General features: G+C 71.1%; 14 protein-coding genes and 1 pseudogene. 10 read left to right on the forward strand and 5 right to left on the reverse strand.

What is annotated here, in order from left to right:
• The first annotated feature begins 82 nt into the window (after nucleotides 1–82).
• A complete protein-coding gene (locus tag ACFYP4_RS13755; protein ID WP_358850877.1) occupies nucleotides 83–1,648 on the forward strand; it encodes a protein kinase in 1,566 nt (521 codons plus the stop codon).
• A gap of 87 nt (nucleotides 1,649–1,735) precedes the next feature.
• Here ACFYP4_RS13755 and ACFYP4_RS13760 read toward each other — a convergent pair whose 3' ends face one another.
• From ACFYP4_RS13760 to ACFYP4_RS13770, 3 genes are all read right to left on the reverse strand, one after another.
• Entirely contained in the window at nucleotides 1,736–2,740 is a 1,005-nt protein-coding gene (locus tag ACFYP4_RS13760) for a phosphotransferase (protein WP_358850876.1), read from the reverse strand.
• Nucleotides 2,741–2,832: 92 nt separating this feature from the next.
• Nucleotides 2,833–3,024, reverse strand: coding sequence for a hypothetical protein (locus ACFYP4_RS13765; protein WP_388785337.1), 192 nt, complete (start codon nucleotides 3,022–3,024; stop codon nucleotides 2,833–2,835).
• Nucleotides 3,025–3,107: 83 nt separating this feature from the next.
• Nucleotides 3,108–3,773 carry a response regulator transcription factor gene (locus tag ACFYP4_RS13770; protein WP_358850874.1) on the reverse strand — a complete coding sequence of 222 codons (666 nt, stop codon included), beginning with the start codon at nucleotides 3,771–3,773 and terminating at the stop codon, nucleotides 3,108–3,110.
• A gap of 377 nt (nucleotides 3,774–4,150) precedes the next feature.
• Between ACFYP4_RS13770 and pdhA the strand changes: the two genes are divergently transcribed.
• The 6 genes and pseudogenes from pdhA to ACFYP4_RS13800 all read left to right on the forward strand — a co-directional run bounded on the left by pdhA (nucleotide 4,151) and on the right by ACFYP4_RS13800 (nucleotide 8,624).
• Complete coding sequence (gene pdhA, locus ACFYP4_RS13775; RefSeq protein ID WP_358850873.1) at nucleotides 4,151–5,338, forward strand: pyruvate dehydrogenase (acetyl-transferring) E1 component subunit alpha; 1,188 nt, start codon at nucleotides 4,151–4,153, stop codon at nucleotides 5,336–5,338.
• 2 nt (nucleotides 5,339–5,340) lie between these two features.
• Nucleotides 5,341–6,321 carry an alpha-ketoacid dehydrogenase subunit beta gene (locus ACFYP4_RS13780; protein WP_388785340.1) on the forward strand — a complete coding sequence of 327 codons (981 nt, stop codon included), beginning with the start codon at nucleotides 5,341–5,343 and terminating at the stop codon, nucleotides 6,319–6,321.
• Nucleotides 6,322–6,332: 11 nt separating this feature from the next.
• Complete coding sequence (locus tag ACFYP4_RS13785) at nucleotides 6,333–7,772, forward strand: dihydrolipoamide acetyltransferase family protein (RefSeq protein WP_388785342.1); 1,440 nt, start codon at nucleotides 6,333–6,335, stop codon at nucleotides 7,770–7,772.
• Between the two features lie 127 nt (nucleotides 7,773–7,899).
• A pseudogene (locus ACFYP4_RS13790) lies at nucleotides 7,900–8,238 on the forward strand (Scr1 family TA system antitoxin-like transcriptional regulator); the annotation flags it as partial.
• 3 nt (nucleotides 8,239–8,241) lie between these two features.
• Complete coding sequence (locus ACFYP4_RS13795) at nucleotides 8,242–8,436, forward strand: DUF397 domain-containing protein (RefSeq protein WP_358850870.1); 195 nt, start codon at nucleotides 8,242–8,244, stop codon at nucleotides 8,434–8,436.
• A gap of 92 nt (nucleotides 8,437–8,528) precedes the next feature.
• Complete coding sequence (locus tag ACFYP4_RS13800; RefSeq protein ID WP_388785345.1) at nucleotides 8,529–8,624, forward strand: DUF397 domain-containing protein; 96 nt, start codon at nucleotides 8,529–8,531, stop codon at nucleotides 8,622–8,624.
• Nucleotides 8,625–8,693: 69 nt separating this feature from the next.
• Here ACFYP4_RS13800 and ACFYP4_RS13805 read toward each other — a convergent pair whose 3' ends face one another.
• Complete coding sequence (locus tag ACFYP4_RS13805) at nucleotides 8,694–9,539, reverse strand: D-alanyl-D-alanine carboxypeptidase family protein (protein WP_388785347.1); 846 nt, start codon at nucleotides 9,537–9,539, stop codon at nucleotides 8,694–8,696.
• A gap of 240 nt (nucleotides 9,540–9,779) precedes the next feature.
• Between ACFYP4_RS13805 and ACFYP4_RS13810 the strand changes: the two genes are divergently transcribed.
• Together ACFYP4_RS13810 and ACFYP4_RS13815 are read left to right on the forward strand one after the other, a co-directional pair.
• The gene (locus tag ACFYP4_RS13810; RefSeq protein WP_388785349.1) at nucleotides 9,780–10,478 is read left to right on the forward strand and encodes a GntR family transcriptional regulator; all 699 of its coding nucleotides are present in this window, start codon (nucleotides 9,780–9,782) and stop codon (nucleotides 10,476–10,478) included.
• On the forward strand, nucleotides 10,475–11,770 hold the full coding sequence (locus ACFYP4_RS13815; RefSeq protein WP_358850866.1) for an MFS transporter: 1,296 nt from the start codon (nucleotides 10,475–10,477) through the stop codon (nucleotides 11,768–11,770). The genes ACFYP4_RS13810 and ACFYP4_RS13815 overlap by 4 nt, the downstream gene beginning before the upstream one ends.
• Nucleotides 11,771–11,818: 48 nt before the next feature.
• Here ACFYP4_RS13815 and ACFYP4_RS13820 read toward each other — a convergent pair whose 3' ends face one another.
• Nucleotides 11,819–12,643, reverse strand: a complete 825-nt coding sequence (locus ACFYP4_RS13820; RefSeq protein ID WP_358850865.1) for a maleylpyruvate isomerase family mycothiol-dependent enzyme — start codon at nucleotides 12,641–12,643, stop codon at nucleotides 11,819–11,821.
• A gap of 144 nt (nucleotides 12,644–12,787) precedes the next feature.
• On the opposite strand from ACFYP4_RS13820, the gene ACFYP4_RS13825 reads away from it, so the two are divergent.
• Complete coding sequence (locus ACFYP4_RS13825; protein ID WP_388785352.1) at nucleotides 12,788–13,582, forward strand: carbon-nitrogen family hydrolase; 795 nt, start codon at nucleotides 12,788–12,790, stop codon at nucleotides 13,580–13,582.
• The last annotated feature ends 6 nt before the right edge of the window (nucleotides 13,583–13,588 follow it).

A 13,588-nucleotide genomic window follows, 5' to 3' on the forward strand; every position in this document is an offset into this window, starting at 1 on the left:
TTGCGCGGAGCCTGTAGCGTGGCCCGACGGAGACCGTAACAACCACCGCGCAGACCGCGGGCAGAAACGACGGCGAGGACTGATGGCACAGCAGCAGCGCGCTCAGGGCCCGTCCGACCCCGAGGCGACTGGCGGCGGTATGTCAGATGCGCCGGAGATGTGGGGTAACGGCGGGCTGGTCGGCGATGGCCGGTATCGGCTCACCCGCAGACTCGGCCGGGGTGGTATGGCCGAGGTGTTCGCCGCCGAGGACGTACGTCTCGGCCGCACCGTCGCGGTCAAGCTGCTCCGGTCCGACCTGGCCGAGGACCCGGTCTCCAAGGCCCGCTTCACGCGCGAGGCCCAGTCGGTGGCCGGACTCAACCACCACGCGGTCGTCGCCGTGTACGACTCCGGCGAGGACAACGTCGGCCACGGCGTCGTGCCGTACATCGTGATGGAGATCGTCGAGGGCCGCACGATCCGCGACCTGCTGCTCAACGCCGAGGCCCCCGGGCCGGAGCAGGCGCTGATCATCGTCTCCGGTGTCCTGGAGGCGCTGGCGTACTCGCACCAGCACGGCATCGTGCACCGCGACATCAAGCCCGCCAACGTGATCATCACCGACACGGGTGCCGTGAAGGTGATGGACTTCGGCATCGCGCGCGCCCTGCACGGCGCGCAGTCGACGATGACCCAGACCGGCATGGTCATGGGCACCCCGCAGTACCTCTCCCCGGAGCAGGCGCTCGGCAAGGCCGTCGACCACCGCTCCGACCTGTACGCGACCGGCTGCCTGCTCTACGAACTGCTCGCGCTGCGTCCCCCGTTCACCGGTGAGACGCCGCTGTCCGTGGTCTACCAGCACGTGCAGGACATCCCGGCGCCCCCGTCGTCCGTCTCGGACACGGTGCCGCCGGAGCTCGACGGACTCGTGATGCGCGCCCTGGCGAAGGAGCCCGACGACCGGTTCCAGACCGCCGAGGAGATGCGCGGCCTGGTCCAGTACGCGCTGCAGATGCTGTACGACCAGGGCGGCCACACCGGTACCTGGAACACCGGCCCGGTGACGGTGCACGAGGGCCGGCCGGCCGCGGCGGCCGGCTTCGCGGGCGCGGGCATGCTGCCGAACCTCGGGGACTCGGGCACCGCGCAGATCCCCTCGCCGCTGCTGCCGCAGTCCGGTGGCGACGACGGGGGCTTCGAGGGGCACGGCAACCGGGGCAGTGGCCGCGGCAAGCTGTGGATCCTCGCGGTCTTCGCGGTGATCGCCATCGCGGCGGGTGTGGCGCTGGCGCTGAACAACACCGGTGGCGGCAAGGGCGGCACCGACACGACGCACTCGCCCACGTCGTCGGCGACCAAGGAGAAGGACTCCAGCAAGAAGCCCAGCAAGGACACCACGGAGGAGTCCACCGAAGACTCCACCGACAACGGCACCGGCACGGGCGCGGGCACCGGAGGCGACTACACGCCGTCGTACACCCCCTCCGCGACCCCCTCCGACCAGGCCTCGGACGAGCCCCCGAAGACGACGCCGTCGAAGACGCCGCCGACCAAGCCGACGCCTTCGTCGAATCCCTCGGAGTCGGCCGAACCCCCGGAGTCGCCCGACCCGGCGGACAGCGGTGGCGGCGGCACGGAGGGTGCCGCCGGGGGCGATCTCTGACCCGCGGCCGTACCCCGCTCCACGCGCGCGTGAGCCCCTGACACGGCGGCTCACGCGCGCGGGCCGTCCGGTCCGCCGGTGCCCGGGTCACCCCGCGAACGCCTCGCGCACCGCGTCGTACTCGCGGGTCCACCACGCCACCAGGGCCGAGGCCGCCGGGAACTGGGAGTCGGCGCGGGTGTCGCCGCGCTCGTAGTGCCAGCGGAGCATCCAGAAGTCGTTGAGGCGCTCCCACCACACCCGGTGCGCGGCGGCCGCGAGCTCGGCCGGGGAGGCGCCCGCCGCGCGCCGGTACGCGCGCGCGTAGGCACGCACTTTGGCCAGGTCGAGGGTGCCGGCCGGGCGGAGGAAGAAGATCACCGCGGCGCGGACGGCCTCCTCGGCGCGGGGCTGGACGCCCAGCCGGTCCCAGTCGACGATCGCGGCGGGCTCGCCGTCCCGGTAGAGCAGGTTGAAGGGGTGGAAGTCACCGTGCACCCATCCCACCGGGCCGCCCCGCGGCGGCCGCCGGCCGGCGTGCTCCTCCAGGAGGGTCCGCCGCTCCAGGAGCCGGTGCCGTGCCAGTTCGTCGAAGGCGTCCGGCGGGCGGTGCCGGCGCACGTGCGCGAGCAGGTCGTCGATGAGCGCGAAGGTGTCCGCCGGATCGGCGCCGTCCACGGGCTTCTCCGGCGGTCGCCCGTCCGGCGGCATCACCCGCTCCAGACACGCGTGTACGACGCCCAGGAGCGCCCCGAGCCGTCGGCACTGGCCGGTGGCCAGCTGGCCGCCGTGGCGGTGCCCGCCGTCGATCCAGGGGTGCAGGGCGTAGGCGTGGCCGCCGACGACCGTGACCGTCCGGCCGTCGGTGCCCGCGAGCGGCGGGGCGACCGGGACGCCGAGGTCCGCGAGGCGCTGGGTGGCGCGGTGCTGCCGGACGATGGCGGCCGGGTCGGCGGTCTCGGGGTCGAAGTGGTGCTTGAGGAAGTAGCGGCCGCGGGTGGTGCGGAGCCGGTATCCGCGGTTGAGCAGGCCCTGGTCGACGGGCTCGCAGGTCAGCACGGACCCGGCGGCGTAACGGCGCAGAAGGGCACCCAAGGGGGGCGCGTGAGTCATAGGGGGTGGTACAGATGGGCGCGGCACGCGCCAGATGCTAGGGCACGGAACGGAGCGCTGACCTCGCGCTTGTCACACACAGTCGTCTTCGGTCACAGCATGTGCTGGAACCGACGTTCCAGGGCACCGTCGGTGGTGTGCACGGTGGCGAAGCGCGGCTCGATCGCCAGGTGGACCGGGTCGAACGGCTCGCCGTCAAAGGGCAGCGCGCGCATGCTGGTGGCCGCGCGGCCGTGGGCGACCCGGCCGATGAGGTCCACGGCGAGCTGTTCGTCGGTGGGCATGCCCACCAATCTGTGGCACCGGGGGACGGCGGGAAAGAGCCACCCGCCCCGGCAGGAGGGGCCATAGGTCCCGAATGGACGCGTCAGCGCCGGTCGTTCTCCACTTGCAGGCGCGCCACATAGGCGGCTGCCTGGGACCTGCGCTCCATGCCCAGTTTCGACAGCAGGCCGGACACGTAGTTCTTGATCGTCTTCTCCGCCAGGTGCAGCCGCTCGCCGATGGCGCGGTTGGTGAGGCCCTCCCCGATCAGGTCGAGGATCCTGCGTTCCTGGTCGGTGAGGTGGGCGAGCCGGTCGTCGGTCTTCGGGTTGCCCCCGTCGCGCAACCGCTCCAGCACGCTTGCCGTGGCCACCGGGTCGAGCAGGGACTTCCCGGCCGCGACGTCACGTACGGCGGCCAGCAGCTCGGTGCCGCGGATGGCCTTGAGGACGTAGCCCGAGGCGCCCGCCATGATCGCTTCGAACAGGGCCTCGTCGTCGGCGTAGGACGTCAGCATCAGGCATTTGATGTCCTCGTCGCGCGAGCGGATCTCGCGGCACACCTCGACGCCGCTGCCGTCCGGAAGCCGTACGTCCAGCACGGCGACGTCCGGTCGGGTGGCCGGAATCCGCACCAGGGCGTCGGCCGCGGTCCCGGCCTCCCCGACCACCTCGACGTCGGGCTCCCCGGACAGCAGCTCATGGACGCCACGGCGCACCACCTCGTGGTCGTCGAGGAGGAATACGGTGATTTTCCCGTCTTCGCGCACGGGGCCAGTTTCACACAGGGTCGGAATACCCGCTTGAGGTGAATGAGGTGAACTCTTCCCGTGCCAGGGGTGACCGGGATAACGTGCCGGTGTTCCGGCCCCCTGCAAGGCTGTGACCAGCGCATGTCCCCGGCTCGGGCGATTCACTTGGGACCCCTCGTGCAAAGTACTTGGAAATCCAAGCAAAATCGCAGGTCAGGTGGGGTTTCACAGAAATGTGGAGCACTGGGTAACGTGCTTGTTGCAGGGCGCTCGCCGGGGCACCTGTCACGTCTGTTCCCGGCCGAGTGGCACCCACCCCGTGCACGGGATCGGGATCAGGCGAGCCGCACTGGCCACCCGGCAACCCCGGGGGCCGGACCGACGGAGGAGCACACGTGACCGTGGAGAGCACTGCCGCGCGCAAGCCGCGACGCAGCGCCGGTACGAAGACCGCCGCGAGCAAGCGCACCGGCGCGGCCGCCAAGGCGGCCCCGGGCGCCGAGCCCGAACTCGTCCAGCTGCTGACCCCGGAAGGCAAGCGGGTCAAGGACGCCACGTACGACGCGTACGTCGCGGACATCACCCCCGAGGAGTTGCGCGGCCTGTACCGGGACATGGTGCTGAGCCGTCGTTTCGACGCGGAGGCCACCTCGCTGCAGCGCCAGGGCGAGCTGGGCCTGTGGGCCTCGATGCTCGGCCAGGAGGCCGCACAGATCGGTTCGGGCCGGGCCACCCGGGACGACGACTACGTCTTCCCGACCTACCGGGAGCACGGCGTCGCCTGGTGCCGCGGCGTCGACCCGACGAACCTGCTCGGCATGTTCCGCGGCGTGAACAACGGCGGCTGGGACCCGAACAGCAACAACTTCCACCTGTACACGATCGTCATCGGCTCGCAGACCCTGCACGCCACCGGCTACGCCATGGGCGTCGCCAAGGACGGCGCCGACTCGGCCGTGATCGCCTACTTCGGGGACGGCGCCTCCAGCCAGGGCGACGTCGCCGAATCGTTCACCTTCTCCGCGGTCTACAACGCCCCCGTCGTCTTCTTCTGCCAGAACAACCAGTGGGCGATCTCCGAGCCGACCGAGAAGCAGACCCGCGTCCCGCTCTACCAGCGCGCGCGGGGCTACGGCTTCCCGGGCGTCCGCGTCGACGGCAACGACGTCCTCGCCTGCCTCGCCGTCACCAAGTGGGCCCTGGAGCGGGCCCGCGCCGGCGAGGGCCCCACCCTGGTGGAGGCGTACACGTACCGCATGGGCGCGCACACCACCTCCGACGACCCGACCAAGTACCGGGCCGACGAGGAGCGCGAGGCGTGGGAGGCGAAGGACCCGATCCTGCGTCTGCGCGCCTACCTGGAGGCGGCAAACCACGCGGACGAGGGATTCTTCGCGGAACTCGACGCGGAGAGCGAGGCGTTGGGCAAGCGAGTGCGGGACGCGGTGCGTGCCATGCCGGACCCGGACCGCTTCGCGATCTTCGAGAACGCGTACGCGGACGGGCACGCGCTCGTCGACGAGGAGCGCGCCCAGTTCGCCGCCTACCAGGCGTCGTTCGCCGATGAAGGGGAGGGCAAGTAACCATGGCGGCAGAGAAGATGGCGCTGGCCAAGGCGATCAACGAATCGCTGCGCACGGCCCTCGACACCGACCCCAAGGTCCTCATCATGGGCGAGGACGTCGGCAAGCTCGGCGGTGTCTTCCGGGTCACCGACGGCCTCCAGAAGGACTTCGGCGAGGACCGGGTCATCGACACCCCGCTCGCCGAGTCCGGCATCGTCGGCACGGCCATCGGCCTGGCCCTGCGCGGCTACCGCCCCGTGGTCGAGATCCAGTTCGACGGCTTCGTCTTCCCGGCGTACGACCAGATCGTCACGCAGCTCGCGAAGATGCACGCGCGTGCGCTCGGCAAGATCAAGCTCCCCGTCGTCATCCGCATCCCGTACGGCGGCGGCATCGGTGCCGTCGAGCACCACTCCGAGTCCCCCGAGGCGCTCTTCGCGCACGTGGCGGGCCTGAAGGTGGTCTCCCCCTCGAACGCCGCCGACGCCTACTGGATGATGCAGCAGGCCATCCAGAGCGACGACCCGGTGATCTTCTTCGAGCCGAAGCGCCGCTACTGGGACAAGTCCGAGGTCGACAAGAGCGCGATCCCCGGACCGCTGCACAGGGCGCGGGTCGTCCGCGAGGGCAGCGACCTGACGCTGGTGGCGTACGGCCCGATGGTGAAGGTCTGCCGGGAGGTCGCCGACGCGGCCCAGGAGGAGGGCAAGTCCCTGGAGGTCGTCGACCTGCGCTCCATGTCGCCGATCGACTTCGACACGGTCCAGGCCTCCGTCGAGAAGACCCGCCGGCTCGTCGTGGTCCACGAGGCCCCGGTGTTCCTCGGCACGGGCGCGGAGATCGCCGCCCGCATCACGGAGCGGTGCTTCTACCACCTGGAGGCGCCCGTCCTGCGGGTCGGCGGCTATCACGCCCCGTACCCGCCGGCGCGCCTGGAGGACGAGTACCTGCCGGGCCTGGACCGGGTGCTCGACACCGTCGACCGCTCGCTGGCGTACTGAGGGAGAAGGTCGTGACGACGATGACAGAGACCGCCTCCGGCCTCCGCGAGTTCAAGATGCCCGACGTGGGCGAGGGGCTCACCGAGGCCGAGATCCTCAAGTGGTACGTCCAGCCCGGTGACCAGGTCACCGACGGCCAGGTCGTCTGCGAGGTCGAGACGGCCAAGGCCGCCGTGGAGCTGCCCATTCCGTACGACGGGGTGGTGAGCGAACTCCGCTTCCCCGAGGGCACGACGGTGGACGTGGGCGAGGTGATCATCACCGTGGACGTGTCCGGCGGTGCCGGCGCCCCCGCCCCCGAGGCGCCTGCCGCACAGGCCCCGGCCGCGCCCGTGGCCGCCGCCGCGCCGCCCGCACCCCTGGCCGAGGAGCCGAAGTCCGAGGGCCGCACGCCGGTCCTCGTCGGATACGGGGTCGCCGAGGCCTCCACCAGGCGCCGCCCCCGCAGGGGAGCTGAGCCCCGGCCCGTGGCCCCGCCCGGCACGTACTACGCGGCCACCGCGATCCAGGCCGAGCTGAACGGCAACGGCGGGCAGCGTCCGCTGGCCAAGCCGCCCGTCCGCAAGCTCGCCAAGGACCTCGGGGTCGATCTCGCGACGATCACTCCGTCGGGTCCCGACGGGATCATCACGCGCGAGGACGTGCACGCGGCGGTGGCGCCGCAGGCCGCCCCGTCCGTGACGGCGCCCGCCCCGGCAAAGACCCCGGCCCCGGCCGCCGCGCCGGCGCCCGCCGTCACGTACGACGGTGCCCGGGAGACCCGGATCCCGGTCAAGGGGGTCCGCAAGGCCACGGCCCAGGCCATGGTGGGCTCCGCGTTCACCGCGCCGCACGTCACGGAGTTCGTCACCGTCGACGTGACGCGCACGCTGAAACTGGTCGAGGAGCTCAAGCAGGACAAGGAGATGACCGGCCTGCGGGTGAACCCGCTGCTGCTCATCGCCAAGGCCCTGCTGGTCGCCATCAAGCGCAACCCGGACGTGAACGCGTCCTGGGACGAGGCCGCCCAGGAGATCGTGCGCAAGCACTACGTCAACCTGGGCATCGCGGCGGCCACACCCCGTGGCCTCATCGTCCCGAACATCAAGGACGCCCACGCCAAGACCCTGCCGCAACTGGCCGAGTCGCTCGGCGAGCTGGTCGCCACGGCCCGCGAGGGCAAGACGTCCCCGGGTGCCATGCAGGGCGGCACGGTCACCATCACGAACGTCGGCGTCTTCGGCGTCGACACGGGCACGCCGATCCTCAACCCAGGCGAGTCCGCGATCCTCGCGGTCGGTGCGATCAAGCTCCAGCCGTGGGTCCACAAGGGCAAGGTCAAGCCCCGCCAGGTCACCACGCTGGCGCTCTCCTTCGACCACCGCCTGGTCGACGGCGAGCTGGGCTCCAAGGTCCTCGCCGACGTGGCGGCGATCCTGGAGCAGCCGAAGCGACTGATCACCTGGGCGTAGCCCAGGCCGGTGAGCCGACCCCGGGGCCGTCTCCTCACGGAGGCGGCCCCGGGCCGTTCCCGGCAGCCGCGGCACGCTACGCGGGCCGCCCCCGGCCCACGTCCAGCTCCGCCCACACCGACTTGCCCACGGGCAGGCTCTGCGTCAGTTGGTGGGTGGACGCGAGGTCATGCGCGTACAGCTGGGGCGCCTCGTGGAGTCGGCTCAGCTGCCGAATGTGAAGCTCCAGGTCGTGCCGTTCCTGGCGGGCTCACACCCCGGCATGACCAGCGCGTTCAGCGTCGTCTCGTTCGCGGAACCCGGGGCGATGGACGTGGTCTACATGGACACGACGTCCTCTACTCTGTGGCTGGAGAGCGAGGCGGACGCCGCACGGCACAACGTTACGTTCGAGCGGATCGCCAGAAACGGGCTCGCCCTTCGCGACTCCGTCGACCTGATCGAACGTATCCGCAAGGAGTTGTGAGCCGTGCCGCACTTCGACTTCCGCAAGTCCAGCCGCAGCAGCGGTAACGGTGAGTGCGTCGAGGTCGCCCTCAACCGTCCCGGTGTCGTCGCCGTCCGGGACTCCAAGGACCCGGACGGGCCGATACTCCGGCTCGCGCCGGGGGCGTGGGTGTCGTTCGCATCCCACCTGCACCAGCGCTTCCACGGGGAGTCGTGAGCCGTGCCGCACTTCGACTTCCGCAAGTCCAGCCACAGCGGCGGTAACGCGGTTAGGAGTGCGTCGACGTCGCCCTGAGCGTGCCGGGCGTCGTGGCCGTCCGGGATTCCAAGGACTCCGGTGGGCCCGTGCTCCGGCTCGCGCCGGATGCCTGGGTGCCGTTCGCGGCGCTGCTGCGTCGGCGCTGACGCGAAAGGGCCGGCCGCGGTGTGCGGCCGGCCCCTTCGTTGTCCGGGGGCGATTCCCCGGAGCGATGCCTACCTGGCGAAGCCGTAGGTCATCAGCTTCTTCGCGTCCGCCGTGCGGTTGGCGACCGACGTGGAGGCGAGGACCGTGCCGATGACCGTCTTGCCGTTGCGCGTGGCGGCGAAGACGAGGCAGTACTTCGCCTCCGGGCCCGAGCCCGTCTTCACGCCGATGGTGCCGCTGTACTCGCTGAGCAGGTTGTTCGTGTTCGACCAGTTCATGTACCGGTAGCCACCGGTCTTGGTGGTCACCTTCTGCTGGGTCGACTTCGTCTTGACGACCGTACGGAACGTCGAACTCTTCATCGCGCTGCTCGCGAGCTTCGTGAGGTCGCGCGGCGTCGAGTAGTTGGCGCCGTTGCCGATGCCGTCGAACGAGTCGAAGTGCGTGTTCGTCAGGCCCAGGCTGCGCGCCGTGGTGTTCATCTTGCCGATGAAGGACTTCACGCGGGCGGAACGGGTCGTGCCGCTGCCGAACTTGTCGGCGAGCGCGTACGCGGCGTCGCAGCCGGAGGGCAGCATCAGCCCGTACAGGAGCTGGCGGACGGTGACCTTGTCCCCGACGATCAGACGGGCCGAGGAGGCGTTGTTGGCGACGATGTAGTCGCTGTACGCCTTCTGGATGGTGACCTTGGAGTCCAGGTTCAGGTTCGACTGCGAGAGCACGACCTTGGCCGTCATGATCTTGGTGGTGGAACCGGTGGACCGCTTGGTGTCCGCCGCCTTGGTGAACAGGCTCGTACCGGTGCCGTTGTTCATCACGTAGCCGCCCTGGGCCACGATCGTGGGCTTGGTGACGGCCTGTGCGGGTGCCGCGCCGAGGGCTCCGGCCGCGACCACGGCGCCGGTCGTCATCATCGCGGCGACAGCGCGGCGAACGCGTACGCCCTGAATGCCGTTTATCAAGTTGAATACCCCGAATACGTTAAATGCCCCTGGAGCGCGGTCACATGGGAGTACCGCTCCTCCTCTGACACCTGATTAACACGGATGGTTGCACACCCCGCCGGGCGGGGTCACCTTTCTCCGCATCCGGCCCGGCGTCCGCGATCCGGACGGGGCACGACGATGCGTACGTGTTGTATCTATGCTGTGCGCATGCCTGTCGCACCCGTGTCCGACGTGCCCGCCGGGACGACCGCGTCCCGCGGGCCCGCAGTGAAACCGCCCCCGGCCGCCGACCGCGTCTACGCGCACGTCAAGCGGGGTGTCCTGGAGCGGCGCTACGAGGGCGGGACGCTCCTCACCGAGGGCGAACTGGCCGAGGCCGTAGGGGTGTCCCGCACGCCCGTGCGAGAGGCGCTCCTCCGCCTGGAGGTGGAAGGGCTGATCAGGCTCTACCCGAAGAAGGGCGCCCTCGTCCTGCCCGTCTCCGCCCAGGAGATCGCGGACGTCGTGGAGACCAGGCAGCTCGTCGAGGAGCACGCCGCCCGCAAAGCCGTACCGGCCCCGCCGCAGCTCATCGCCCGTCTGGAGGAGCTGCTCGCCCAGCAGAAGGCGCAGGCCGCCGCCGGTGACCTGGCGGGCGCCGCCGTCACCGACCGCTGCTTCCACGCCGAGATCGTCCGCAGCGGCGGCAACGAGATCCTCGCCCGGCTCTACGACCAACTCCGCGACCGGCAGCTGCGGATGGGCGTCGCCGTGATGCACGCCCACCCCGACCGGATCACCAAGACGCTCACCGAGCACGAGGAGATCCTCCAGGCGCTGCGCTCCGGTGACGCGGAGGCCGCGGTCGAACTCGTGCACCGGCACGTCAGCTGGTTCTCCAACCTGGCCCGGGGCGAGGTCCGGTGAGCGCCGTGTCGCTGCCGGGGGACCCGCCCGGAGGGCGCCGCGCCGTCGCCGTCTGGGGCATCGGCGTCTCGGTCTACTTCGTCGCGGTCATCTTCCGCACCTCGCTGGGCGTGGCCGGCCTGGACGCGGCGGACCGCTTCCACGTCAACGCCTCGGCCCTGTCCGGCTTCTCCATCCTCCAGCTCCTGGTGTACGCGGGCCTGCAGATACCCGTCGGTCTCCTCGTCGACCGGCTCGGCACCAAGAAGGTGCTGACCATCGGCGTCCTGCTGTTCACAGCCGGGCAGCTGGGCTTCGCGTTCTCCCCGTCGTACGGCATGGCCCTCGCCTCGCGCGCGCTGCTGGGCTGCGGCGACGCGATGACCTTCATCAGCGTGCTGCGGCTCGGCACCCGCTGGTTCCCCGCCCGCCGCGGGCCGCTCGTCGCCCAGCTGGCGGGTCTCGTCGGCATGGCAGGCAACCTCGTCTCGACGCTCGTCATCGCCCGGCTGCTGCACGGGGTCGGCTGGACGGCGGCGTTCGCGGGCAGCGCGCTCGCCGGGGTCGTCGTCCTCGTCCTGCTCCTCGTCTTCCTGAAGGACCATCCCGAGGGACACGAGCCCGAACCCTTCCCGCACCAGGGAATGGGTTACGTGCGGCGCCAGATCGCGCGGTCCTGGCAGGAACCGGGGACCCGGCTGGGGCTCTGGGTGCACTTCACCACGCAGTTCCCCGCCATGGTCTTCCTGCTGCTGTGGGGCATGCCGTTCCTCGTCGAGGCACAGGGACTCTCCCGGGCCTTGGCCGGTGAACTGCTCACGCTGGTCGTCCTGGCCAACATGGCCGTGGGCCTCGTCTACGGCCAGATCGTCGCCCGGCACCATGCGGCGCGGCTGCCCCTGGCGCTCGGCACGGTGGCCGCGACTGCGTTGCTCTGGGCGGCGACGCTGGTCTACCCCGGCGAACACGCCCCCCTGTGGCTGCTCGTCGTGCTCTGCGCCGTGCTCGGGGCCTGCGGGCCCGCGTCGATGATCGGTTTCGACTTCGCGCGGCCCGCGAATCCGCCCGAGCGGCAGGGGACGGCGTCCGGCATCACCAACATGGGCGGCTTCGTCGCCTCCATGACCACGCTGCTGGCGATCGGCGTCCTGCTGGACGCGACGGGCGACAACTACCGCATCGCGTTCTCCGCGGTGTTCGTGCTCCAGGCGCTCGGCCTCAGTCAGATCTTCCGGCTGCGCAAGCAGGCGGCCCGCCGGGAGCGGGAGCGGCTCGTGGCCAGCCGGGTGGAGACGGTGCACGTCCCCGCGTAGGCCCGGGTGGGCCCGCGTGGGCCCGGGTACGCCTCGGCGTGCCCGGGGCTACGGCGTGACCGCGAAGTTCCGCAGGATCGCCGCGGTCAGTTCCGGGTCGCCCTCCGCCTTGACGCGGTCCGCGACGGCGTCGGCCCGCACCCGCCCGCAGGCCAGCCGGACATACGTCTCCCAGTCCATGGACAGGGTGGCGGCCGGGCCGAGAGAGGGGGTGCCGTCTATCGAGCCGCGCCCGTCCGCGTCGACCCGCACGGTACGCAGGAACTCGACGGGCCCGTGCACGTCGAGGACGACCGCCGAACCGGCGGGCGCGCCCGCGTCCTTGGCGACCACCTTCGGGAGGGCGCCGAGCAGTACGTCGCGGGTGACGTACGCGCCCGGTGAGTCGAGGTTGCCCGGCTGCCGCAGGGCCGTCCGCAGGTCCTGCTCGTGCACCCACACGTCGAACGCCCGGATCCGCATGGCCTCTTCGAGCGTCGGCTCCGTGCCCAGCGGGCCGCGCACCCTGGTGTCCGGAGTCCGCGACTCGTTCCGCAGCCGGCGGTTGCGGCGGATGATCGTGTACTCCAGTTCGGAGGTCATCTCGGGCGCCGTGTGGTGGCGCCGCACGTCGACCTGCATCTCCATGTACCGCTGGTGCTCGTTCGTCACGTGGTAGAGGTCGCGGGGCAGGGTGTGGATCGGCCGCGGGTCGCCCAGCATCTCGCAGTCGAGGCCGATGACGTGCGACACGAGGTCCCGCACCGACCAGCCCGGGCACGGCGTCCGCCGGTTCCACTCGCCCTCCACGAGTGTGGACACCAGCTCCGCTATCGCGTCGACGGAATGGGTCCAGGCGTCGGCGTAGGACTGAAGACTGGGATGCAGACTCACGGAACGGGACCCCTCGGGCGGTCGGTACGCGGGCAGTGGGTGTCTTGGAACGCTAAGTTACGCTGCTGTGTGGCACCCCGGCAGTGCTTTCGTGTGACGATCGTAGGCCCGTGTAGACGGCTCGAATGCCAGGACGGTGGTAGTGTGCGCGCCTCCCTCATCCAGATCCGCGTAGACGAGGACGAACCGGTCGATTCGCGCAGGCAGCGCGCTGCCTCGCTGGTACGCGACCAGGCCGGGGCGGATCTCGTCGTCCTTCCCGAGCTGTGGACCACGGGTGCCTTCGCCTACCAGGCGTTCGATACCGAGGCGGAGCCCCTGAAGGGGCCCACCCACGAGGCGATGGCGAAGGCGGCGAGCGACGCGGGCGTGTGGCTGCACGCCGGCTCGATCCCCGAACGGGCCGCCGACGGCACCCTGTACAACACCTCCCTCGTCTTCGCTCCGGACGGCGGGCGCGCCGCCGCCTACCGCAAGATCCACCGCTTCGGCTTCGACCAGGGCGAGGCCGTGTTGATGGGCGCCGGGACGGAACTGGTCACCGTACGGCTGCCGGAGACCACCCTCGGACTCGCCACCTGCTACGACCTCCGCTTCCCCGAGCTCTTCCGCGGGCTCGTCGACGCGGGCGCGGACACCCTCGTCCTCGCGGCCGGCTGGCCCGAGCGGCGCCGCTCCCACTGGACCCTGCTCGCCCGGGCCCGGGCCGTCGAGAACCAGGCGTACGTGCTCGCCTGCGGAACGGGCGGCACGCACGCGGGAGTTCCCCAGGCCGGTCACTCCATCGTGGTCGACCCCTGGGGCGAGGTGCTCGCGGAGGCCGGCGACGGCGAGGAGATCCTCACCGTGGAATTCGATCCCGCGAAGACGGCCGTCACCCGGGAGCAGTTCCCGGCGCTGAAGGACCGGGTGCTGGGACTGCGGGCACCCCTCCGCTGACCCGGG

Source organism: Streptomyces sp. NPDC005551 (assembly GCF_042871785.1).
In the GTDB taxonomy this organism is placed as follows: domain Bacteria; phylum Actinomycetota; class Actinomycetes; order Streptomycetales; family Streptomycetaceae; genus Streptomyces.